Source organism: Vibrio diabolicus (genome assembly GCF_011801455.1).
Taxonomy (GTDB): Bacteria; Pseudomonadota; Gammaproteobacteria; order Enterobacterales; family Vibrionaceae; genus Vibrio; species Vibrio diabolicus.
On the sequence record NZ_CP042452.1, the window covers coordinates 1,292,286 to 1,315,446 of the forward strand.

Annotated in this window: 27 protein-coding genes; 11 read left to right on the top strand and 16 right to left on the bottom strand. The window is 44.7% G+C overall.

Annotation, left to right across the window (positions count from 1 at the left end; all coding sequences use genetic code 11):
• Positions 1-194 precede the first annotated feature (194 nt).
• Both FR741_RS21025 and FR741_RS21030 read left to right on the top strand, forming a co-directional pair.
• Entirely contained in the window at positions 195-827 is a 633-nt protein-coding gene (locus FR741_RS21025; RefSeq protein ID WP_139060015.1) for a thiol:disulfide interchange protein DsbA/DsbL, read from the top strand.
• Positions 828-840: 13 nt separating this feature from the next.
• Complete coding sequence (locus tag FR741_RS21030; protein WP_005391162.1) at positions 841-1,314, top strand: FKBP-type peptidyl-prolyl cis-trans isomerase; 474 nt, start codon at positions 841-843, stop codon at positions 1,312-1,314.
• An 81-nt stretch (positions 1,315-1,395) separates the two neighbouring features.
• On the opposite strand, the gene cyoE is transcribed toward FR741_RS21030, so the two are convergent.
• Genes cyoE through FR741_RS21050 form a run of 4 tightly spaced genes read right to left on the bottom strand, consistent with a single transcriptional unit; the run spans position 1,396 to position 4,688 of the window.
• Positions 1,396-2,295 carry a heme o synthase gene (gene cyoE / locus FR741_RS21035; protein ID WP_167427637.1) on the bottom strand — a complete coding sequence of 300 codons (900 nt, stop codon included), beginning with the start codon at positions 2,293-2,295 and terminating at the stop codon, positions 1,396-1,398.
• Positions 2,288-3,307: a COX15/CtaA family protein gene (locus tag FR741_RS21040; RefSeq protein ID WP_104973833.1), complete on the bottom strand. Its 1,020-nt coding sequence runs from the start codon at positions 3,305-3,307 to the stop codon at positions 2,288-2,290. Before FR741_RS21040 ends, cyoE begins: the two co-directional genes overlap by 8 nt.
• A 12-nt stretch (positions 3,308-3,319) precedes the next feature.
• Positions 3,320-3,856 carry a cytochrome oxidase biogenesis cluster protein gene (locus FR741_RS21045; protein ID WP_167427638.1) on the bottom strand — a complete coding sequence of 179 codons (537 nt, stop codon included), beginning with the start codon at positions 3,854-3,856 and terminating at the stop codon, positions 3,320-3,322.
• Positions 3,846-4,688: an SURF1 family protein gene (locus FR741_RS21050; protein ID WP_174856111.1), complete on the bottom strand. Its 843-nt coding sequence runs from the start codon at positions 4,686-4,688 to the stop codon at positions 3,846-3,848. Before FR741_RS21050 ends, FR741_RS21045 begins: the two co-directional genes overlap by 11 nt.
• On the opposite strand from FR741_RS21050, the gene FR741_RS21055 reads away from it, so the two are divergent.
• Positions 4,636-4,872, top strand: a complete 237-nt coding sequence (locus FR741_RS21055) for a DUF2909 family protein (protein WP_167427640.1) — start codon at positions 4,636-4,638, stop codon at positions 4,870-4,872. The two genes, FR741_RS21050 and FR741_RS21055, sit on opposite strands and share 53 nt — an antisense overlap.
• A 13-nt stretch (positions 4,873-4,885) precedes the next feature.
• Here FR741_RS21055 and FR741_RS21060 read toward each other — a convergent pair whose 3' ends face one another.
• From FR741_RS21060 to coxB, 4 genes are read right to left on the bottom strand one after another with little or no spacing between them, the layout of a single operon-like run.
• A complete protein-coding gene (locus FR741_RS21060; protein ID WP_085344324.1) occupies positions 4,886-5,770 on the bottom strand; it encodes a cytochrome c oxidase subunit 3 in 885 nt (294 codons plus the stop codon).
• A gap of 51 nt (positions 5,771-5,821) precedes the next feature.
• Positions 5,822-6,361 (bottom strand): cytochrome c oxidase assembly protein, encoded by a 540-nt coding sequence (locus FR741_RS21065; RefSeq protein ID WP_005391173.1) that lies wholly within the window; start codon positions 6,359-6,361, stop codon positions 5,822-5,824.
• Positions 6,362-6,381: 20 nt separating this feature from the next.
• The gene (gene ctaD / locus FR741_RS21070) at positions 6,382-8,013 is read right to left on the bottom strand and encodes a cytochrome c oxidase subunit I (protein ID WP_085344326.1); all 1,632 of its coding nucleotides are present in this window, start codon (positions 8,011-8,013) and stop codon (positions 6,382-6,384) included.
• Positions 8,010-9,173: a cytochrome c oxidase subunit II gene (gene coxB, locus FR741_RS21075; protein ID WP_167427641.1), complete on the bottom strand. Its 1,164-nt coding sequence runs from the start codon at positions 9,171-9,173 to the stop codon at positions 8,010-8,012. Before coxB ends, ctaD begins: the two co-directional genes overlap by 4 nt.
• Before the next feature lie 330 nt (positions 9,174-9,503).
• On the opposite strand from coxB, the gene FR741_RS21080 reads away from it, so the two are divergent.
• Positions 9,504-11,198: a phospho-sugar mutase gene (locus FR741_RS21080; RefSeq protein ID WP_167427642.1), complete on the top strand. Its 1,695-nt coding sequence runs from the start codon at positions 9,504-9,506 to the stop codon at positions 11,196-11,198.
• A 100-nt stretch (positions 11,199-11,298) separates the two neighbouring features.
• Here FR741_RS21080 and FR741_RS21085 read toward each other — a convergent pair whose 3' ends face one another.
• Positions 11,299-11,721, bottom strand: coding sequence for a GNAT family N-acetyltransferase (locus FR741_RS21085; RefSeq protein WP_104980822.1), 423 nt, complete (start codon positions 11,719-11,721; stop codon positions 11,299-11,301).
• A 79-nt stretch (positions 11,722-11,800) separates the two neighbouring features.
• The gene (locus tag FR741_RS21090; RefSeq protein WP_167427643.1) at positions 11,801-12,433 is read right to left on the bottom strand and encodes a LysE family translocator; all 633 of its coding nucleotides are present in this window, start codon (positions 12,431-12,433) and stop codon (positions 11,801-11,803) included.
• Between the two features lie 230 nt (positions 12,434-12,663).
• Between FR741_RS21090 and FR741_RS21095 the strand changes: the two genes are divergently transcribed.
• The 3 genes from FR741_RS21095 to FR741_RS21105 all read left to right on the top strand — a co-directional run bounded on the left by FR741_RS21095 (position 12,664) and on the right by FR741_RS21105 (position 14,592).
• Positions 12,664-13,491, top strand: coding sequence for an AraC family transcriptional regulator (locus tag FR741_RS21095; RefSeq protein WP_006742070.1), 828 nt, complete (start codon positions 12,664-12,666; stop codon positions 13,489-13,491).
• Between the two features lie 79 nt (positions 13,492-13,570).
• On the top strand, positions 13,571-14,281 hold the full coding sequence (locus tag FR741_RS21100; RefSeq protein WP_046873712.1) for an AzlC family ABC transporter permease: 711 nt from the start codon (positions 13,571-13,573) through the stop codon (positions 14,279-14,281).
• On the top strand, positions 14,281-14,592 hold the full coding sequence (locus FR741_RS21105; protein WP_006742072.1) for an AzlD domain-containing protein: 312 nt from the start codon (positions 14,281-14,283) through the stop codon (positions 14,590-14,592). The genes FR741_RS21100 and FR741_RS21105 overlap by 1 nt, the downstream gene beginning before the upstream one ends.
• Here FR741_RS21105 and FR741_RS21110 read toward each other — a convergent pair.
• From FR741_RS21110 to FR741_RS21120, 3 genes are all read right to left on the bottom strand, one after another.
• Positions 14,589-15,203 carry a fumarylacetoacetate hydrolase family protein gene (locus FR741_RS21110; RefSeq protein WP_005391187.1) on the bottom strand — a complete coding sequence of 205 codons (615 nt, stop codon included), beginning with the start codon at positions 15,201-15,203 and terminating at the stop codon, positions 14,589-14,591. The genes FR741_RS21105 and FR741_RS21110 overlap by 4 nt on opposite strands.
• 221 nt (positions 15,204-15,424) lie before the next feature.
• The gene (locus tag FR741_RS21115; RefSeq protein ID WP_046873713.1) at positions 15,425-16,483 is read right to left on the bottom strand and encodes a porin; all 1,059 of its coding nucleotides are present in this window, start codon (positions 16,481-16,483) and stop codon (positions 15,425-15,427) included.
• A gap of 348 nt (positions 16,484-16,831) precedes the next feature.
• A complete protein-coding gene (locus tag FR741_RS21120) occupies positions 16,832-17,020 on the bottom strand; it encodes a hypothetical protein (RefSeq protein WP_167427644.1) in 189 nt (62 codons plus the stop codon).
• 74 nt (positions 17,021-17,094) lie between these two features.
• Here FR741_RS21120 and FR741_RS21125 point away from each other — a divergent pair, with 74 nt between their 5' ends.
• The 3 genes from FR741_RS21125 to FR741_RS21135 all read left to right on the top strand — a co-directional run bounded on the left by FR741_RS21125 (position 17,095) and on the right by FR741_RS21135 (position 20,048).
• Entirely contained in the window at positions 17,095-18,066 is a 972-nt protein-coding gene (locus FR741_RS21125; protein WP_048625262.1) for a porin, read from the top strand.
• 465 nt (positions 18,067-18,531) lie between these two features.
• On the top strand, positions 18,532-19,389 hold the full coding sequence (locus FR741_RS21130) for a DMT family transporter (protein ID WP_167427645.1): 858 nt from the start codon (positions 18,532-18,534) through the stop codon (positions 19,387-19,389).
• A 44-nt stretch (positions 19,390-19,433) separates the two neighbouring features.
• A complete protein-coding gene (locus FR741_RS21135) occupies positions 19,434-20,048 on the top strand; it encodes a glutaredoxin domain-containing protein (RefSeq protein ID WP_053809571.1) in 615 nt (204 codons plus the stop codon).
• A gap of 126 nt (positions 20,049-20,174) precedes the next feature.
• On the opposite strand, the gene FR741_RS23730 is transcribed toward FR741_RS21135, so the two are convergent.
• The 3 genes from FR741_RS23730 to FR741_RS21145 form a co-directional block, all read right to left on the bottom strand.
• Positions 20,175-20,309, bottom strand: a complete 135-nt coding sequence (locus FR741_RS23730; RefSeq protein ID WP_005391196.1) for a hypothetical protein — start codon at positions 20,307-20,309, stop codon at positions 20,175-20,177.
• 133 nt (positions 20,310-20,442) lie between these two features.
• A complete protein-coding gene (locus tag FR741_RS21140) occupies positions 20,443-20,790 on the bottom strand; it encodes a hypothetical protein (protein ID WP_005391198.1) in 348 nt (115 codons plus the stop codon).
• 178 nt (positions 20,791-20,968) lie between these two features.
• Positions 20,969-22,162, bottom strand: a complete 1,194-nt coding sequence (locus tag FR741_RS21145) for a multidrug effflux MFS transporter (protein ID WP_167427646.1) — start codon at positions 22,160-22,162, stop codon at positions 20,969-20,971.
• Between the two features lie 105 nt (positions 22,163-22,267).
• Between FR741_RS21145 and FR741_RS21150 the strand changes: the two genes are divergently transcribed.
• The gene (locus FR741_RS21150; protein WP_005391202.1) at positions 22,268-23,155 is read left to right on the top strand and encodes a LysR family transcriptional regulator; all 888 of its coding nucleotides are present in this window, start codon (positions 22,268-22,270) and stop codon (positions 23,153-23,155) included.
• Positions 23,156-23,161 lie beyond the last annotated feature (6 nt).

The window sequence follows — 23,161 nt, forward strand, 5'->3', positions numbered from 1 at the left end:
GTATATGCAGCGTTCATGCCACTGGAATCAATATCAAGTCTCTCTCAAATAAAAAGCGATGCCAAAATACCTCCCTGCAGCCTACACATCAGGAAAAGTCTGTTACCAATCGTCTCACTTTATTGTTATTTAATGGTTTTAGTCACTATCGTTAACCGATAAACTAACGCAAATTTCTTACTTAGAGCATTATTATGTTAAAAACCATATCTAAAGGCTTTGCTGTGATTGCCGCCATGATGGCTTTGTCGGCATGCGATAGCGGCAACACTCAGCCTCAGCAAGGCAAGCAATACGAAGTTTTGCCTGTATCTCTTCAAGAATATGATTTGGCGCCATTGACAGAAGCTTTTGCCCTAACTTGCGGCCACTGCCGTTCAATGGAAGAGTTTGTCCCTCAAATTGAATCATTGACCGAGCAAAGCGTTGAAAAAATGCATGTAACTTTCAATGAGAGTGCACAAGTAAGCGCCATCATCTTCTACACTGCAGTCATGCAACTAGAGTCGACACCTGACAAAGCATTTATGGCGGATCTTTTTGCTGCCGTACAAATGGGTCCTGATGCGACTGCTGAGGAACGTCAAATCGCCGTAGAGAAAGCCTTTGAGTCTCGCAACCTTATCAGCCCTTACCATTTAGATGAAGCACAGCAAAAAACGCTGTTTGAGTACATCACTAAGGCAGAAGCGATCACAACTCGCGGCCAAATTAACTCCGTTCCAGCCTTTATCGTTAATGGAAAATACCAAGTCATTACTGGTGGTCATGACAGCGTCGAAGCCATGGCAGAAACCATTAACTATTTGCTAAAACAACCTAAATAGACAAGGAGCTTACGTGTCTAAATTTTTGTTTCCTCTCATTATTTTCATTCTGGCGGGCTTTTTCATTTACCGTACTTGGACAAACCATAAAGTAGCGGATGAAAACTTTGCGAAAGGCCAAGCATTCTTGCTCGAGAATGCGAAGAAAGAAGGCGTCATTACAACAGAAAGTGGTCTTCAATATATTGTTCTTGAAAAAGGCGAAGGTGAGGTTCACCCAACCGCGACAAGCAAAGTCAAAGTGCACTACCACGGTACGTTGATTGATGGCACTGTGTTTGATAGCTCCGTTAATCGCGGTGAGCCAATTTCGTTTGGTCTTAACCAAGTCATTAAAGGCTGGCAAGAAGGCCTACAATACATGGTCGAAGGTGAAAAAATCCGCCTTTTCGTACCAAGCACGCTCGGTTATGGCAAAAGTGGCTCAGGCCCAATTCCACCAGCAAGTGTTTTGATCTTTGATGTTGAATTGTTAGAGATTCAATAATTCTAGAAACTTTGCATTAAAGCCAAACTATCAAAACCAAAAGCGCCGCGAACCACGCGGCGTTTTCTGTTTAAAGAGAGGCTACAAGCCAATATAGTGATCCGAAAGCAATACAATGAACAACGCAAAAAGGTGATAGATAGAAAATTTAAACGTCTCCATCGCGGTATTGGGCTCTGGCGCGTATTTTAGCTTCCATGCATGGTACATAAAGCCAGCGTTAAGTAGTAACGAGGCAAAAAGATAAACAACGCCGACCATTCCAACCAACACCGGCAGCACACAAACCAACGTCAACAATACTGTATACAACAGAATGGAAGTTTTGGTGTACTCGATACCATGTGTCACTGGCAACATTGGAATATCCACCTTACGATAGTCCTCTACGCGATGAATTGCGAGTGCCCAAAAGTGTGGTGGCGTCCAGATAAAAATGATCATCACAAGCAGCCAAGCATTCGCATGCAAGTGCCCTGTTACGGCAGTCCAACCGAGAAGAGGTGGCATCGCACCCGCAATACCTGCAATTACGATATTTTGCGGAGTAGCGCGTTTGAGGTACATGGTGTACACCATCGCATAGCCGAGTAAACTCATCAAAGTCAGCCATGCCGTCAGTGGGTTAACCAGCGCATACAAAAGAACAAATCCTATGACGCCTAAAGCCGTCGAAAAGGTTATCACCGATAACGGCTTAGCTTCACCCGATGGCAACGGACGTTTGTGTGTGCGAGCCATTCTCGCGTCAATGCGGCGGTCAATCAGGTGATTAAACGCTGCCGCGGAGCCTGCCATCAAACCAATGCCTGTTAGGCCAACCGCCGCCTGCAACCAAGGAAACTCAGTAACAGGCGCTAAACTCATCCCGACAACGGCCGTCACCAGCATTAATGCGACTACTTTAGGCTTCGTTAACTTCAAATAAACGGAACTTAGTCGCTTTCGCTCATTTAACGACAGTGCGATTTCTTTACTCATAGCGAACTCCTTTCGCGGTGTAACTCCAAGCTTTTTTGCCCTGCCACAAATAAAACTGACTCACACAAACAAGACTTAACATAATGGCGGCACCCAAGTTATGTGCCACGGCAACATAAATAGGAAGTTGGAATACGACATTGCTCACGCCCAACATAATTTGACACGCTAAAGTGAGTAGTAACCATCCTCCAATGCGCTGTGAATGATGGGAATCTTGCCTCATGAGCATAATGCTATAAGCCAATACGACAGTGGCGGTGACCATCGCACCGAGGCGATGCGTAACATGTATGGTCATTCTTGCGGGATACTCCAATACACCAAACTCGTAATTCTCGAATCCGGTTTGCCAGAAAGAAAACGCCTCTTTCCATGAGAGATGACTCATCCAATCTCCCTCACAAATAGGCAGTGAGGTGCACATGAGCGCGGCATAGTTTGACGAAGTCCACCCTCCTAGCAGCACCTGCATAAAAACAACCAGAAAAACCAATAGTGAGAAGCCTCGCAGCGAGCTGGAAGATGGAGAGAAATAGAGATTATTTTGCGCTTTTAACTGGCAGTAAAAAATCGCCTGCAGAACCAGTAAAGTAAAGCCACCAAGCAGATGAAGCATTACGATAACTGGCATTAATTTGAGCGTCACGGTCCACATCCCCAAAAGTGCTTGCCCGACCACCAGTACACTGAGCAGCATCGGAATAGTAGGATTCACGCGCTCAGACCTCATTGATATCACTGTCATAGCAAAAATGACCAGACCCAGCGTTCCCGCAAAATAGCGATGAATCATTTCAAGCCATGCTTTCTCATGCTCGACAGCCCGTTCAGGGAAATTAAGATTGGCACGTATTACGTCTTCTTCTTGATGAGGCACACCAAGGTGCCCATAGCAGCCGGGCCAATCAGGGCAACCTAACCCTGCATCAGAAAGGCGAGTATACGCGCCTAACATGATCACCACGAAAGTTAGGAGCAAACTGAATTTAACCAACTGAATTAACTTCATATACGCCCCTTTCTAACCAACTCGTGACAATTTTAAGAGCTTGCGTAAATCCGCCAACATACCTTTGTTGAACGAGACTAAATCTTCATTCGGTTTTGGCGAGTAAGACATCACCAATTGCCCCAGAGGATCAACGATTAACATTTGTCCAGGTTTCACTTTGGCGGTAACCGATTGATTCATTTGCATTGTCGTCATCGATACATCTACGGTACCGGACAACTCTGTCTGCCAAAGCACCGGCACCACACGCTCTTGATATTTTCCTAAAGCGACATGGCTTTGCTGAAGCAGGTAAAGCTGCAGCCTGCATTGTTCTGTGCACTCATTAGGTAAAACATAAGCGAGTTGCCACCTGTGCTCCTTGAGCGGTGACTCTTGACCAAGTAGCTCTAACGTTGTGTATGGTTCAACTAACACACCTCTATTGGTCACACCGCTTTGATACCACCCTTGGGTGAGAATGACCTTAGCGATGACGGCAGGAAGCGCAAACGTACACACCAACGCAATCAACATTAGCCGCCCTTTGGTTACTTTAGATGTCATGCTTCACCTCCATATGACGCAATTTTCTTTGCCAACGAACAAAAACAATTAAGGTCAATAATAAGAAAACGCCCGCCATCGAAAACCACTGAATCGAATAACCGAAATGCTTGGCGCTGTTGAGCGGCAATGGGTTCCAAGGAAAGTCGTAAGGCCAATTTTTTAGATTGTCTGGCTGCAAGACTGCGGGCATAAGTTCAATATTAAGTAGCTGATTCAGTTGCGCGATATTCAGGTTCTGCACACGAATGGCATCGCCAACTTCTGGCATTAATTCAGAGCTCAGTGGGTTAGCAGATTTTCTGTACAGACGTCCCGTGATAAAGCTCGACACTTCGAGTGTTGTGACGGTTGGTAATATTGAACGATCTGCTATTCCCTCCACAAAACCAAGCTCTAATAATGCATAGGTTCCTAGTTCATCACTCATAGAGACAATCTGAAATGCTAAATAGCCCACATTGCCCTGATGCGTTTGGTTATCCAGTAAAATCACGGGAAACGCCTGAGGAACAACATTAGCTTCCACTTTTTTCCCGAGAATGCTGCCTTCTCTCCAATCGTTTTCTTCAAGAACTTCGCCTAATGTTTGGTACGCACTATCCGCTCGCGCAAGAATGGCTTGTTCCAAAGCCTGTTTCTCTTGCCCTCTCTCAAGCTGCCAAAAACCCAGTTTGACCAAAAGAGAAAACACAACCACAGTTAAACCAACTGCAACCCAAAACCGTTTCGATAGCCATAATTGTCTTGATAACAACAACGATGAAACCGGAGGTGCTATGTCCACCGTATTTCTATTCAAACTGACGCTTGTCCTTTTGCTGCTTTTCATTATCTTCAACCTCGCAAAAGCGCTTATCGAAATGGTTCGTGAAGACCCAGATAATCCCGAAAAAAGAGACAAACCTATGAGTCATTACTTAGGCCGTCGAGTCATGTTCTCCGTTTTAGTAGTTATCCTTCTACTTATTGCGCTCAGTTCAGGCTGGCTGGCTCCGAATCCCCGTCCTTACTAATCGCCCAATGCACCTACAGCACGTACACAAACACAAATAGACATAACCAAACCACATCCACAAAGTGCCAATACCAACTACCTGCTTGGAAGGCAAAATGGTTCTTTGGTGAAAAATGATCTTTAGCGATTCGGAGCAATAATACGATTAAGAAAATCGTCCCAAGACAAACGTGCAAACCGTGAAAACCAGTCAGTATAAAGAAGGTGTTTCCGTAGATACCAGATTGCAACGTGAGCCCCATTTCTTGATAAGCATGAGCATACTCGACCGCTTGGTAATATAGGAAAAAGCCCGCAAGCACGATGGTGATTTCCAACCAAACAATCAGTGCCGTTCTTTTGTCTTTTTCAAGGCTTATGTGCGCCATATGTAGCGTAATCGACGACAATAGCAGCAAAACAGTATTAGTAAGGGGAATGCCCTGCCACGGCATAGCTTGTGTTGTTTCTCCACCCGGAGTAAGTGTGAGTGGCCACATCGCTTCGAAGGTTGGCCACAAAACCTCGTTGGTCATGAAGTTGTTATCTGCCCCACCTAACCAAGGCACAGAAATCATCCTGGCGTAAAATAACGCACCAAAAAAGGCACCAAAAAACATCACTTCAGAGAAGATGAACCAGCTCATCCCTTGGCGAAAAGAACGAGTAATTTGTGAGCTGTACTTTCCACTCAGTGACTCAGTAATCACATTACTAAACCAGCCCGCCAACATGTAAAGCAAGAACAGAAAACCTACCGCTAGCACAATGCTACCAATGGTTCCCACAGCCCCTTCACTTTGTGTCCCCTGAACGGTCATTCCTGCACCAACGGCAACTAAAAATAGAGCAAACGCACCGATGATCGGCCAGCTACTTTGAGCGGGAACATAATATGTTCCTGGCTTGTTACTCATAATTTCTCTCCTTACTGACCAGCCTTGGTCTGTATCTCTCTCCTTGAGTGGCTAAGAACCTGTAGGAGGGGGAAGTTTATAGAGTGTGTAAGACAGCGTTAACGTGTGTATCGACTCCGGTAAGTCCGGTTCGATATAAAAAATCAACGGCATTTGAGCTTGTTGTTTGCCATCCAAAGGCTGTTGGTTAAAACAAAAGCACTCAATCTTATTGAAATAAGCGGCACCATTCCCGGGAGAAACAGAGGGAACGGCTTGCCCTACCAACTTCTGCCCGCTTTCATTAAATGCAAGGTATTCGGTTTGCACGACTTCTCCGGGATGAACGTCCATCGAAATCACTTTGGGTTTAAACTCCCAAGGCATATCGGGGCTTACATGCGCCATAAACTCCACGCGAATAGTTCGACTCATATCTGGCTGCATACCAGTTGGTTGAATGGCGGCCACTTCACTTGTTTTTCCATTGATACCCAGTGCGTCGCACATTACGTCATACAATGGGACAAGTGCGTAGCCAAACCCAAACATCAAAAGGGTCGCTAAAAGCAACTTCACAGTGAGCTTTTTGTTTGATGGATTCGGTTTCATCTCACTCACCCCGTTCGTTTCTAATCAACTTTAGGCGGCGTAGTAAACGTATGATGGGGCGCCGGGCTTGGCACTGTCCATTCTAAGCCTTCCGCACGTTCCCACGGTTTTGCAGCGGCCTTTTCACCGCCACGAATACACTTAATCACCACCCATAAAAAGATTAATTGTGACAACCCAAACGCAAATCCACCAATGGAGACGATTTGATTGACATCAGCAAACTGAATAGCGTAATCCGGGATACGTCTTGGCATACCCGCTAAACCTAGAAAGTGCATCGGGAAAAACAAAACATTAACTGAAATAATCGAGCACCAGAAATGCCACAAACTCAGTTTGTGGTCGTACATATTGCCTGTCCACTTAGGTAGCCAATAGTACGCAGCCGCCATAATCGAGAATACAGCACCAGATACCAACACATAGTGGAAATGCGCAACCACGAAGTAAGTGTCATGATATTGGAAATCCGCCGGCACAATCGCCAGCATCAACCCTGAGAAACCGCCAATCGTAAAGAGCACAATAAAGGCAATGGCAAACAACATTGGCGTTTCAAATGTCAGAGCCCCACGCCACATGGTGGCGACCCAGTTAAAGACTTTCACCCCTGTTGGTACCGCAATCAGCATGGTGCAATACATAAAGAAAAGCTCTGCAAAAACTGGCATCCCCGTTGTAAACATGTGATGCGCCCACACAAGAAAAGACAGCAACGCAATGCTGCACGTCGCGTAAACCATCGAATGATAACCAAACAGCTTCTTGCCACTGAAAGCAGGAAGGATGGCAGAAATGATGCCAAACGACGGTAAAATCATGATGTACACTTCTGGGTGACCAAAGAACCAAAAGATGTGTTGGAACATCACCGGGTCGCCGCCACCAGCTGCATCAAAGAAGCTAGTCCCGAAATATTTGTCAGTAAGAACCATCGTCACCGCACCCGCTAATACCGGCATAACCGCGATCAACAAGAAAGCGGTGATTAACCAAGTCCAAACAAACATTGGTAACTTGAACCAAGTCATTCCCGGAGCTCGCATATTTACTATCGTCACGATAACGTTTATCGCGCCCATGATGGAGCTGATACCCATGATGTGAACAGAGAATACAAACAGCGCGGTGCTATCTGGGCCATAAGTCGTGGACAACGGAGCATAGAACGTCCAGCCAAAATCGGGGCCGCCGCCAGGTAAAAACAACGAGCTCAATAAAATAAGAAATGCAAAAGGTAGAATCCAAAAGCTCAAGTTGTTCATGCGAGGTAGCGCCATATCTGGAGCCCCGATCATCATTGGAATCATCCAGTTAGCAAGGCCCGTAAATGCTGGCATCACAGCACCAAACACCATCACCAAACCGTGTACCGTAGTCATTTGATTAAAAAACTGTGGATCAACCAGCTGAAGTCCAGGCTGGAATAGTTCGGCACGAATGACCATCGCCATCGCACCACCAGTCAGAAACATCGCGAAACTAAACCAAAGGTACAGGGTGCCAATGTCTTTATGGTTTGTGGAATACAGCCAACGAGCAATACCTTGGGGAGCATGATGATCGTGGCCATCATCAATCGCAATGGTACTGTTTGCACTGGCTTCCGCTGGAGCAGACTTCACTGCCTTATCTGTTGGCTTACTCATATTTCCTCCTTAGCACTGCCTTGTGCCTTAAAGGCATTCACATCGGATGCTTGCACCCTATCACCAGTGTCGTTGCCCCATGCGTTTCGCTGGTATGTGATGACCGCAGCAATTTCTTTGTCACTTAACTGGTTCGAAAAAGACTGCATTGCAGTGCCCGGACGGCCATTCACAATCACATCAATGTGCTCTGAAATTGGGCCTGTTGCGATAGGGCTGCCCTTAATCGCGGGAAATGCACCCGGAATCCCCTCACCATTAGCCTGATGGCACACAGCACAACGCGCCGTGTATATCGATTCGCCCTGCGACATCAACTCACCCATGGATAAGTCTTGAGAGAGCTCCTCTTGTGCCGCCGCTTTTTGAAGTGCGATTTCTTCCTTCTTACTCGCTAACCATTCATCAAACTTTTCTTCTTCCATCGCATGCACCACCACCGGCATGAACCCGTGTGCACGACCACATAGCTCCGCACATTGACCGCGATATACGCCTGGCTCATCAATTCTTGTCCATGCTTCATTAATAAAACCAGGGATGGTGTCTTTCTTGACAGCAAAATCCGGCACCCACCATGAGTGAATGACATCATCAGAAGTCATCAAAAAACGCACTTTGCGATTCACAGGCAACACCAAAGGGTTGTCTACTTCCAATAGATAATGCGCGCCTTTTGTCTCGATACCATCAATTTGCTTTTGGCTGGTAGCAAGCAAACTGAAGAACTCAACATCTTCACCAAAATAGCTGTAATGCCATTTCCATTGCGAGCCTGTGATCTTGACCGTGATATCTGATTGGCTTGTGTCTTCCATTGCGACTAAAGTTTTCGTTGCGGGAATCGCCATGGCGACAAGAATGATGATAGGTATGACTGTCCAAATAATTTCCACTTTTGTACTTTCGTGGAAATGTGCGGCAACTGCTCCTTTTGACTTGCGATGACGAAAGATGGAATAGAACATGACGCCAAATACAATCAAAGCAATTACGCAGCAGATATAGAAAATCAGCATATGTAATTCATACACTTGCCCACTTATCGCTGTGACCCCTTTGGTCATGTTGTAGTCACTTTCCTTTGACCAACTGAAAGAGGAGAATGTGATTAAAATCACATTCAGTGATAAGGCTAGAGTAGTCGTTAATCTTTTCAAAAGATCTCTCCTCTGCTCAGCCGCTACGCTTGCGCGAGCTTCCTTGCGTCCCGATGCAAATATCGAACAACTTTACGAAAAATCACAAAAACTACGATTTCGACACGGTTTGTTATATTTATGTTAAAAGGCTAGTTATAGTTCCAAGGTTCTTCAAGAAATTAAATATGATTAAATTTTGTTCGGATAAGAAAAATTAATTCGGTTTATCGATTGCCCTCTTTGAAATGTAATTGAGAACCATTTACATTAATTTAAAAGAAAACATTGAGATACTTACAAAACGAAGTGTCCAAGAAAGTAGGCGCCCCCTACTAAGGAATGATTGATATGACAGCACTAATTACTCAATGGCTAGAACGAGACCCTGATCCTAAGACTCGCGAAGAGCTACAACACCTCGTCGATACAAATAATGAACAAGAGCTTACTGATCGCTTTGGATCGCGCCTTGCCTTTGGTACAGCAGGGTTACGCGGCAAAGTGGGCGCAGGTCCAAACCGAATGAACCGTTTGGTGATCCAAGAGACAGCCACTGGCCTAGGAAACTATTTGCTAGAGCAAGTCAAAGATGCCACAAGTCGTGGTGTCGTTATTGGCTACGACGGTCGTCCTGATTCGAAACAATTCGCGCATGATACCGCTTCCGTACTGACTGCCCTTGGCATCAAGGTTTACCTAACGTATGACGTTGCAGCAACCCCAATTGTTGCATTTGGTGTCCGTACATTGAATGCTGCGGCCGCTGTTGTTGTTACCGCTAGCCACAATCCACCAGAGTACAATGGCTTTAAAGTATATTGGGAGAATGGCGCACAAATCATTCCTCCACACGACTCTGGAATCGCAGCGAAAATTGATGACGCAACAACGAAGCCATTACCTTTAATGTCTCTCGATGATGCAAAACAGTACGGTTTGTTAGTTTGGTTGGAAGACGACTACTACCAAACTTACCGTAAAACGATGAACGAAAACGCGCTGCTTACTCCTGACAACAACACCGATATTTCTATCGCTTACACTGCGATGCATGGCGTTGGCGCGAATATGGCGGAAACGCTCCTCGCAGACGCTGGCTTCAAAAAAGTGGCAAGTGTTAAGGAACAGCGCGAACCTGATGGTAGCTTCCCAACCGTCAACTTCCCAAACCCTGAAGAAGCGGGAGCAATGGATATGGTGATGGCGTTAGGTAAGTCCGTAGATGCTGATATCGCTTGTGCCAACGATCCAGATGCCGACCGTTTTGCAGTGGCGGTCAAACGCCCAGATGGCGAATACCAAATGTTAACCGGCGACCAAGTGGGTTCACTGTTTGGCGATTACTTGCTAGAACAGCAACCTAACGCTCTGGTTGGCAACACCATCGTATCATCAAGAATGCTGAGTAGCATTGCCAAAGCGCATGGCGCCCAATACTACCAAACGTTAACAGGCTTCAAATGGCTCACTAACGTTGCCATGGAGCAAGAGACAGAAGCCAATCCATTCTTGTTTGCTTATGAAGAAGCGCTCGGTTATACCGTGGGTAACAAAGTGTGGGATAAAGATGGTTTATCTGCAATCGTCGCATTTGCTCAGCTAACAGGTAAACTTAAAGCTCAAGGCAAAACACTATGGGATAAACTGGAAGAACTGTACCGCGAGCACGGTTTCTACTTTAACGCGCAGCGCAGCATCGCTCTCGACCCGAACTCTCCACCAATCGGCGACAAACTCCGAGCAAATCCACCAACAGAGATTGCTGGTAAAAAAGTTGCAGTAACCGAAGATCTAAAAACATCGGTTCGCATGTTTGACGACGGCTCTGAAGAATCCATTGACTTACCAGCAAGTGACGTATTGATTTATCACCTAGAAGATCAATCTCGCGTGATTGTTCGCCCTTCGGGTACTGAGCCAAAACTAAAATGTTACTACGAAGTCATCAACCTCTTCCCTGCGGATATGAGCTACGCGCAAGCACAGCAAGCGGCAGAGGCGAAGATGAACGAACTTATTGACGCGCATCAGACAAGTTTGTAAGTCAAAGAGAAGTAGAGACACCTGATACAATAAGAGGCGCAAATTCGCGCCTCTTTTTTGATTTTTTACTAGAGCAATACAAGTTAAATGCGATTTATCTCTAGCCTACAATTTCTTTTTGCAGAAAGTACTTGTGGATGCCCTCTGCAGGATAGCCTGAGTACTGCCCTACTTTCTCAAAACCTAATTTGAGATAGAACTCAAGAGCTTGAAAGCTGTAGGTATCCAAATAAACATGGGTAACCCCGTGAGGCTTTACTTTGTCTTCTAGCATTGACATTAACTGGCTACCGAGACCAGATGTCCGACTTTCAGCATCTACCCACAAAAACTCAACAAACACCGTGTTTTTAAACATTTCGCCAGTCAGACCACCCATGGTCTTGCCATTCTCATCTTTAGCAAAACAGCCCACAGCATGCACTTCCCCTTCAGGCAAATGCATCCGGTTATAAGATCGAATACCTTGACGAACAGAATCAAGGTCTGTTTGATCTGGATTTAAACAAAATTCAAGCTTCATACATCCTCTCCTTAGGAAACACCAATATCCTAAAACAAAAAGCCAGCAATTGCTGGCTTTCTGATGGAATATGATAACTTTATAAGGCGAAACTGCTCAGCATCCACAACGCGAGAATAACGAACACTAAACCCATTAGTTTATGTTGATAAGTGCGGAATTTTTCGTTCTCGATCAGCCCCTTACCCAATGTGCCTGCCAGCGCAACAAGCAATAAATTGAATGATAAGCCAAGGACGTTTAACAATAACCCTAGTGCTAGCATCTGCTCACCAGAAGACGCTGTGATATTACTTGAGACAAACTGCGGCAAAAACATCACAAAAAATACCAACGCTTTAGGGTTAAGCAAATTACTCATCAAGGCACGTTGATAATAAGTCGATGCCATTTTGTTTTGATTATCAAGTTCTGGAGCCGCTGATGCCTCAGCTCGTAAGCAGTCCCAGCCCATTTTTAGCAAGTAAGCGCCACCTAATAGATGAAGGACTTTAAGGGCGATTGGGCTCATTGCAATCAGGGTAGATACGCCCATTGCAGCAAGCAAAGTAAGAATAACACCAGACGTCGCATTGCCTAAGCTAGCAAAAAGACCGACCTTCTTACCGTAACTCATACTAGAGCTCGCGATCAGCAACATATCGGGCCCTGGTAACAGCAACAAAGCCACTACTGCGGTGAGATAAACAGGAAGTACAGATAAATCAATCATGATGGAACCGCTTTTTCTACAACAAAGCGGCGAATGTTATACCAACAAAATAACAACAGCCAGCCCAAAATCACCAAGATGATTCAGAAAATAAAAATCATAGTTCGCTAGATTGCAAAATAACAATCAATTCGCCTATTTATAAAAATCGAATAGCAATTTTGTACAAAAATAAGCACGATGGATCCGTTACACTTCTAAGATGACTTTCTTGAGCAGACCGGATAAAGATGAAAGAAAAGAATAAGGAAATCGCTACCTTCAAGATAGCTCAAGAGCTCGGCGGTTTAGAACTTCTCGATGCAAAGTATGAGAAGCAGAATTTCTCACGCCATAGTCACGAGGGTTACACTATTGGCGTCATCGAGAAGGGAGCACAGCAGTTCTTTCGAACAGGCGGAAATCATATCGCGCCACAGGACAGCATCATCCTTGTAAATGCAGATGAAGTACACAACGGGCATTCGGCCTCAGAAGGCGGTTGGGAATACAAAGCAATGTACCCCGTACCACAGCAGTTTCAGACCTTGGGGCAAGAGCTTGGTTCACCAAATGTAGCTCTGCCCTATTTTCCTCAACCTGTGGTTTACGATCCTGAGCTGGCTAGTCAGTTGCGATTGGTGTTTGAAACGCTAGAAAAATCAGACAACCGACTACTACGAGAAACTTTGATTTACGGCACGTTGATCAAACTAGCCAGCAAACACAGCACCCACCGGGCACCGCTCAAAGAATCAACCAGAGCTCAGCGACAAATACAGTTGGTCAAAGAGTTTTTGGAAGACTTCCCGCAAACGGACGTCTCGCTAGAAGAGCTCGCAAAACTGGCTGGGTTAAGCCCTTTTCATTTGCTAAGAGAGTTTCAAAAACAGTTTGGCTTCCCTCCCCATGCTTATCAAATTCAGCAACGTTTACGTATGGCGAAGAAGCTACTAAAAATGGGACAAAAAATTTCAGATGTGGCACAAGAATGTGGCTTCCATGATCAAAGCCATCTGCATCGACACTTTAAAAAAGCCATGGGCGTCACTCCCGGCCAATACGTCCGTCACAGCTAAAGCAGCAATATTGTACAAGGCGTTATGCGACTACCGAGCTATCTTGGTAGCCTGATTTAGGAATAACTAAGAAGAAACTATGGACCATACTTTGCCGTTACAAGAAGAATCAAAAGCCACGCTATTTTGGCAAGGCACACTTGCGATGATGCCACTGAGTATCGCGGTGTTACCTTGGGGTTTGCTCGCAGGCTCATTCGCGATTGATACTGGGCTTCACCCTTTGGAAGGACAAGCACTATCCGCCATTCTGTTCGCAGGTTCCGCGCAGCTCGTCGCGATGGGGATGATTAAATCGGGGGCAGGCCTAGTAACCATGTTACTAACAACGTTTTTTATCACCTCTCGACACTTCCTCTACAGTGTATCGATGCGCAGTAAAATTGCACCACTTCCTCTTAAATGGCGGTTATCACTCGGATTCTTACTCACTGATGAGCTGTTTGCGATTGTAGGTCATCATTCCGATAAACAATTTAATCGCTGGTATGCGCTTGGGGCTGGTTTGAGTTTTTACCTGTTTTGGAATATCGCGACATTGACGGGCATTATTGCGGGAAGCCTGATCCCTGAACTGAACGAAATGGGATTGGAATTTGCTGTGGCCGCGACTTTTATCGCAATTGTAGTTCCGACTATTAAAAATATGGCGGTGCTCGCGAGTGTTGTCGTGGCATTAGTGAGCTCGGTCGCCCTAACCTATTACCAAGTGGAAGGAAGTTTGATGATTTCGAGCATTTTAGCCATGCTTACAGGCTACTTTGTGGAACAAGTACAGGAGAAACACTAATGATCATGTTGTCTATTTTACTGATGACGGGACTTGTTTTCACCAGCCGCTACTTGTTTTTAGAACCCAAGCTACCACTGCGATTAGGGACACGTACACAAAAAGTGCTCAACTACGCCAGCCCTGCGGTACTCACTGCGATCTGGGCGCCTATCGTTTTCATTCCCGATGGAGCACTCAGCGTGAATGTGCACAACCCATTTTTATTGGCTGCCTTGCTGGCTGCGTTAATCGCGTACTTTACTAAAAATGTTCTTTTAACGACGGTGATCAGCATGGTGGTATTTCTCGTTCTGCGAATTTGGCTTTAATTCGCCACCCACTCAATCTCCAACAAGGTGACATCACCACACTTTAATCGTCCAAGGAAGATGTCACCTTGATGCACCTCACCAACTCCTTTTGGTGTGCCGGTCATTACCACATCGCCATCTTGAAGTGTTGTGTAACTCGTTAATTCATCCAAAATGGTTAGCGGCGGATAGAGCATCTGGTTAACGTGACCTTTTTGTACACGAACGCAGTTAATCAAGAGCTCTAGGTTAAGATCATTAATATCAATGTTATCCAAAGAGACAAATCGACTAAACACTGCGGAGCCATCAAACGCTTTAGCACGCTCCCAGGGCAACCCTTGTTGTTTAAGTGAAGACTGCAAACCGCGCTTGGTCAGATCCAATCCCAAACCGACCGCTGAATAACGTCCATCTTTGATCAGAAAACAGATTTCAGCCTCGTAATGAAGAGGCTCTTGATGAAATGAACGCAGAGTCGTCGATACGGAAGTCGCGGGTTTATTAAATACCACCATTTGCTCAGGTATCGCATTATCAAGCTCATGAATATGTTCAACGTAATTTCGCCCAACACAAAGCACTTTACCCACTTCTACTTTCTTTTCTTCAACTTGAATAACGCTCATCGCTCTTCCCTGCAAAACAAAAACCTCATCATAATCTAACCTATTGACTTAACGACACTAAATCCCATCCTCTAGTGTGAAAAATAAGACATTCACCCCGTTTTGAGTTTTGTATCATCTAATTGAAACATCACGGTATTTACAAAACAAATAGACAAAAAAGCCAGCACGAGGCTGGCTTTAAATCAATAAGGGTGAATGATTGTTCTCGCTAAATCCTATTATAGGTAGTAACGAGCACCTATCGCCCATTTGTCATCAGTTTCACGACCATGGTCATCATTTAGGTCAAACTGGTAACCCGCGTAACCAACAAATTTAGGCGTGAAGTTGTACTCTGCCTGCAGTGCCATTTCCTCACGAGCGGTTTCTGTTTTAGAATTTTTGAACTCTTTACCTTCAACCATCTCGTAGTTAACGCTCAAGTTTAAGCTGTTCGCTAGAGCGTATGCGATGATCGCTTCGTACGCATCACTTTCCGCCAAACGGTCGCCATTTACACTGAAGTTCATATTTTCATTTGAACCATATACCGCGGCAAGGAACAGACCTTGACCGTAAGCGCCGTAAGATGCAGACACAACATGTGATTCCGCGGTGTGTTTACCTGTGTAAGCAGGGTGTTGGAAGTCACCACCGTTGTATGAGTAGCCAATTTTCGCGCCCATGATTGCGTAAGAAAGCGCAACTTGCATGCGGTCATCGTATTTAAGACCACCAGTGATAGTACCTGCGTCGTTACGCGTGTATTCATCATTTGCGCCTTGCCATCCAAGACCAACGTTAATTGCACCTGCTTCGCCTAAATCAAAGCCATTTCGATAAGACAGCATTTTATCCGCACGACCAGTGCCTAGGTTTCCGTGATCGTCGTAAATGAAGTCATTCGCAAACGCAATTGGCATATCCGCGATGCCTGCTACATCATAGTAAGGTGACCATTGCGTACCACCTACTGCACGACCGTAAACCTCATGTGTTAAACCTAAGTAACCTAGACGAGTTTTAAACGACTCTTCACCGCCATCTAAGTAGTTTAGAGCCCATTCACCACGTGCGTCTGCGGTGAAGCCATTGCCTAAATCTTGTGTCGCAGAGATATTGATACGAGGAGAGTTAGTACCAACATCCGTGTCACCTTGCTCTGAACCATTTAAGTTAACAGAAACGTGGCCGCCCATCGAAAATGTTGTGCCATCGTTATTATAAAGTTCCACTGCCACTGCTTGAGTGCCGAAAGTTGCTGCTGCGATTGCCGCTGCTAATAATTTTTTATTCATTTCTAAATCCATTACTTATTAGTTGGTTAGTCAGTTTTAGACCCAGCTCTGATTCACTTTCGTAAAACGAAATGATGAACACAGAAAGGAATACAAAGGCCCTCTGGGGCATCTTTTCCGCCAGAATGGATTTACCTTTGTGTAACAACTGCCGACACTTTATTTGATTAGTTCCTGATAACCGAGTGAAAAATTCTCAGCAAAAAACTAAAAAGCAAACGTTTACTTATCCGAAAAAAAATCCAGGCGTAAAAACCTTACAAAAAGAAATGCTTTAACGAGATAGTGCTCACAAATACTTGATGAACCCCAACTTTTGAAAATAACTTTCCCGTCAAAATGAAATATTTACTTACATTTTGGAACAAAAATAGGTTCAGGAACTTTTTTGAAAAAAGCACGGTCTCCAATAGAAGGCAGAAAAACCTCAAAAAAGATAAAACCTTTCTTTTTATAAGAGATATAAGAAGGGGCACTTATTCTCGCCAGCAATAAAAGTGCAATCAAATCATAACTTAACAGAAATCTATCTTTCATTTTCAGCGTTTACCTTAGCGTCATCAACACATCGGGCAAGAAAGCCCATCGATTACAACTAGGGTAATAAGAAAATGAAAAAGGCAGCACTAACTACTGCAATTCTTACAGCATTGGTATCAGCACCATCATTCGCAGCAACAGTATACAAAAACGACGGTACTGAATTAAAAGTTGGCGGCCGCGTTGAGTTCCGTGGTGACTTCATCGGTTCAGGTGGTGCTGAAGTTGAAGGCTCAATGGAAGATAAAAGCCGCGCTCGTCTTAATCTAAAAGGTAAAACGGACATCGGCAATGGCCTTTCTGCATTCGGTGTTTACGAAGCCGAACAAAAAACGGGCAAGAGTGAATTCAAAAACCGCTACATGTATGCGGGTGTCGACTCTGATATCGGTGCTTTCTCTGTAGGTCGTCAAGACATGGCTGCAGTCATCATCTCTGACATGACGGATATCACTGAGTTCTCTGGTGTTCAGCAAGTTATCGATTCCTCTTCTGATAAGCAAGACAGCGTTTTCGCATACCGTGGTGCGTTTGATGCGCTACAACTGCAAGCAACCTACCAAGCAAACTCTAGTGATAACGAAGATAAATACGGCATCTCTGGAATGTACTCACTGCCAATGGGCCTAGACCTCGGTCTTGCATATTCTGGTGGCGACGTAGATAAAGACAACTCTGAAGATCAAATTCTAGGTGGTATCGCTTACTCGATGGATAACCTTTACCTAGCAGGTACTTACTCTCAAGGTTCATTGACTGACGCTGAAGACTTTACGGCTTACGAGCTAGTCGCAAGCTACAAAGTAGCGAGCAAAGTGACACTTGCTGCGCTATACACAGCTCAAGAGAATGATCCAGACAACGGTTCAAAGTACGACACCGTTGAAGGTATCGAGCTTGTTGGTTACTACAAACTAAACAGCAACTTCCGTACTTACCTGTCTTACTACATCAACCAACTTGATGAAGCAAAAGATGCAACAACAGGTCTAGTAACAGAAGGCGAAGATACACTGCGCCTAGGCGTACGTTACGATTTCTAATTCACTCTTGTCCTAAGAGCGAGTCCACTTGGCCAGCATGCTTGCTGGCCATTTTTTGTGTAACCCAACATAACTCAATAAGTTTTCACACTATCCAAACGTCGCTCTGCAATGAAAAACGAGCGTAGTGACTCCTGCCTCTGCCCTCTTTTAATGCGATTTGTCACTAAGTTAGTGCATTTCTCCTAATAGCCAACCGAACTAAAATAAAAAAGACAATTAAAATCAAATAGATAAAAACTGGCACGCGTTCTGCAATACCAATTATGCAAATGCATGGCAGCGTTTGTGCTTCTCGTTCTTTGTACCTGTTATAACAGGCACGTCCTTTGAATTGGTAATGTCGCCTCCCTCTGGGAGGCATTTTTTTATTGGCGCGAAAAACAATAGGACGTATGATCCCGCCACCTCTATCAAACTGGAATTTTTCAATTGAATCATCATCCTGTTCAAGGTGCGTCCTGGATGCTAACAGCTGGCTTGGCATTCGCCATAGTGAACAGCTTCGCCCAAATTGCTAGCATCAACTTTGGTGTCTCTTCCACCACATTCGCATTATTCCAATACGCTATTGCCTTATTTGTCATTCTGCCCTATCTGCGTACACTTGGAATTAGACGCTCACTAAGAACCCAACACTTTGGTTGGCATACCTTCCGTATTTTTCTCTCTGTTATCGGGATTCAGCTTTGGCTTTGGGCACTCGCTTATCCAGTTCCGATTTGGCAAGGCATTGCGCTGCTGATGACCTCTCCATTATTTGCAACGGTTGGATCTGGCTTGTTACTCAAAGAGAAAGTAGGTACTGCACGCTGGTTAGCGACATTAACAGGGTTCGTTGGTGCTATGATCATTCTTGAGCCGTGGGCAGATTCATTTACATGGGCGACCCTGCTTCCTGTTGGCGCCGCATTTTTCTGGGCAGCGTATTCTCTGATGGTAAAGAAAATGTCGGTCAACGATCCGCCCTCAACCATGGTTGTCTATTTATTACTGCTGATAACGCCGTTTAATATCTTATTGGCAATACCGACATTTACTATGCCAAATACCTGGACGATATGGGGCGTACTTTTAGCCGCAGGCGCGCTTACTGCACTCGCTCAATGGGCTATCGTTAAAGCGTACGCAATTGCAGACGCCTCGTTTGTGCAACCATTTGATCACGCAAAACTGCCTTTGAATGTCGTTGCTGGCTGGTTGGTGTTTGGCTGGGTACCACCTGGTCGTTTATGGCTAGGCGCCGCGATTATTATTGCCTCCATTGCGTTTATTACGCACTGGGAATCGAAAAAGACAAAGCTAGTTGAAAGAAAAGTCTAATTTCAAGGTTCTATATTTTCAGGAAAGGAAATGAGGAACACCATATGAGTCAACCAATCAAAATTACACTGTACCGCTGGGCTGGTAGTTGGGGTCCATTCAAAGTCAATATTCCTTGTGGTGAATGTACGTTAACTAAAGATATTTTGACGGATACTTTTAAAAACGAACTCGCTGATGTCCCCGTTGAACTGGAAGTAAAAGATTGGTTATCACATTGGTGGGAACCATTAAAAGCAGGGGCCTGGCATGCACCGATTCTTATTGTCGAAGGAAAAGTGGTCAGCCAAGGAGAAGCGCTAAACCGGGGCGTGCTTGTGCAATCAGTTATCGCTGAATGGGTCAAACGCGATGAGCTAAAAGGCAACATTGTTTATGGTAAAGCCACCTGCCCTTACTGTGTCAAAGCGAAACAACTACTTGACGATGCTGGTGTTCAATACGAGTATCATGACGTGGTTAAAGACAGCGCCGCTTTGTATCGCATGATCCCCGAAGTAAAAGCCATCATTGGAGAAAAAACGCCGGTAACAGTGCCGCAGATCTGGTTGGATGGAAAGTATGTTGGAGGCGCTGACGATTTAGAAAAGTGGTTAGCAGCAAAGGGGCTAGATAAAGTGCCTAATAATGTCGTGGAGATACCAAGCCAATCCGCTTAGCGTTTGATTCAAATGCCATCCGTCTTTGAGTAGTGGTTTACCAATGTTGTTCAATATGTAGGCTGCCACTAAAAACAAGACAGATAAAAGCAAAAAGCCCTGATTCTTCAATCAGGGCTTTTTAAATTATTTCGCCAGTTTTTTCATAACACGAGCAAAAACAGAAGCTTTTTTCTTCTTCGCTTTACCGTAAAGCGCTTTGTGCATCGCGTCTTTTGCAATCATCTGGCCAATATAAGCACCACCAAGTTCGTTACCCATGACCTTCTCCTGAATGTATTGACTTAACTATGTTGTAATTTTACACCACAATTAGATAAAAACAAGACTGGCGTCACATTTATTTTGTAATTAACTTTCAGGTTAGTTCTGATTACTTTTTCGAAACGGGCGCCTATCGCTTAGGTTGCTGGTATGTTTTACCCGCTGCGACGTACGTATCTTTCTGTTTGATTTCAAAGAATGTTTCAAAGAACCACGCAGCAAATTTGATCAAGTGATCGCCTTCATTCATGACGTGCTCCACGTATTCTTGCTCTTCCCCGGACTCGTCTTCTTGAGTGGTAATATGGTAAATACGTTTCTCGCCATCAACTTCTGCAAGACCAAACTGACCCGTTAGGGATTGTGCCGCTTGTGCAACTTCTTCTTCCTCACACGCCTTCAAGACTTCGAGTGCCTTTGGCATGCTTTCTTGCTGAGTAATTTCTTTTACCAGTGTTTCAAATTCGTTTTGTTGCATTCTTTCACCTAACGATTAGAGATCGGATAGTCATTTGGGCAGAAATGTATCCCCAAGCTTGAGAGGAGCATCAGGCATTGCCCTCTTCCTCTCAAACTGAGTCATTCAATATACACAATGATCCTGACTTAATTTAGCAGCGCATTTTAGAAAGCTGCCTCTTTCGTTGCAAGTATATTCAGGTGGAAGTTTCTGCTTGAATCGTCCCTTTGGGTACTTTACGAAATTGACTCAATGCAAGCACACAACAAGAAAGTAACGCAATAAACAAATAAAACACCCCGAGTTGGCTTTGATTCGTGACGCAAGAATCTACCAAGTATCCGCCAAACAACCCGGCTAAACACATTTGAATTGATCCAGATAGCGCAGAAACCGCTCCGGCCTGTTGCTTATGTGGCGACAGCAACAAACTAATTGATACCGGAAACGACATGCCTTGGGCAAAACTTAAACACGTAAATGCCACTAGTAATGAAAATACACTGAAGGGTGTAACCAACAATATGAAGCCAGCAATAGCAACAATCGCGAAACTCATCAGCAAGATTTGCTGAGCTTTGTAACGAGCGTTGATCAAATTAAGCACCAAGCTGCCCGTCAGCAAACCAACTGACGGTATGATCATCAAAGAACCGTAATCTGCCGCCGTTAAGCCTAACTCTTGTTGCATTAAAAATGGATACAAGGAAAGCGTTACCAGAGCCGACAAATAACTAAGCCAGTTGTAGCTCGCACTACCAATCACTTGAGTATTCGTTAACAGGCGCAAATAATTTGCACTCACCTGGCCTACTTTAAATTTTCGCTTCGGGTAAGGCAGCGTTTCTGGCAGCACCAATAAACCAAGCGTAAAAATTGCCATTAAGTAAATCAGCACAAACACAAAGACAGCATGCCAGCTCAGGTGAAAAGCAATCCAACCACCAAACAGCGGAGCAATAATTGGCATCACAGATGCCGTGACTGAAATATAAGATAGCGCTTTGGTTAATTGCATACCGTCATAACTGTCACGCAATACGGAGCGACCAAGCACCGAGGCACTGCCCGCTCCCAAACCTTGAAGTAACCGCCCCGCTTCAAGAGCAATAATGTTGTCCGAAAAGGCGATACAAATAACCGTACCAACTAGGTACACACTTTGGCCCAGAATAAATACTGGTCGACGACCAATCGCATCAGACAATGGGCCATAAAAAAGCTGAGAGATACCGAAACCAACGAGAAATAGTGTGACGAGATTCTGAATCGAATGTTGCGGCAAATTCAAGTCATGACCAATCAATGGTAAAGAAGGAAGATAAATACTAACGCCAACTTGGCCTGTGGCAATGATCATCATCGCTAATAACAATGGTGTTTTACGCAAACGTTCCTCCTACTTTGTGACAGATTGATGGCAAACAGTGTATATTTGATACTCAAAGATGATAATCAGCTAAGTTGGAAAGGAATTAATTCCCAAGGAGACACAATGGACTGGATTCAAAGCGTGAAGAGTTATATTCGTGTGGTCGAAGAAGGTAGCTTTAATGCTGCAGCGCGGAAACTCAATACCACCAGCTCAGCTATCAGTAAACGAGTTCAATGGCTAGAAGATAAAATTGGCGTTCAGCTACTTAAACGCACGACCCGCTCTATTAGCCAAACCGAAGCTGGTGCGCTGTTTTATCAACGAGCAAAAAATCAGTTGGATTCATGGCAATCAGTATTAGATGAAACTCGCTCAGTCAATCAATCACCAGCGGGGTTATTGAAAATTGGCGCGACACTGGCGGTTGGTTCTAAGTTTTTGGTGCATTACCTAGATGATTTTCTTGAGAAATATCCAGACATTACGCTTCAATTAACGACAACGCTACCGGGCCAATTGCCAGAGCTAAGCTTAGACCTGTTTATTAGCCGGGAATTAGAGCAACTTAATTCGCTAAGTTTCAAAGCCACCGCACTTTTCGAACATAAAGCCCAGTTTTACGCCGCGCCTAGTTACCTAAAAAAATATGGCACCCCACAATGCGTTGAGGATCTGACAGAGCATAATGTCCTGATTTGGGGTGAAAAGCCCTCACGAGAAATCAAAACCAATCGAGGCAAACGTATCAGCTTGTCCGGTAACTTTGCCACGACCAACCCAGAAGCGCTGTTTCATGGTGCCAAAAGAGGCATGGGTATTCTGATGACGAATAACGTCATGATCAAAGATGATCTCAAATCCGGAGCTTTAGTGCCTATCTTGCCCGATATCACAGCGGATAAAGCCACTGTATATGCCTACTATCCAAAGCTGGATTATCAGCATACCCGAACTAAGCTGTTCCTCGATTATCTCAAATCGCGATTAGAAGAGGAGAAGCGCGCCTAGCTTAGC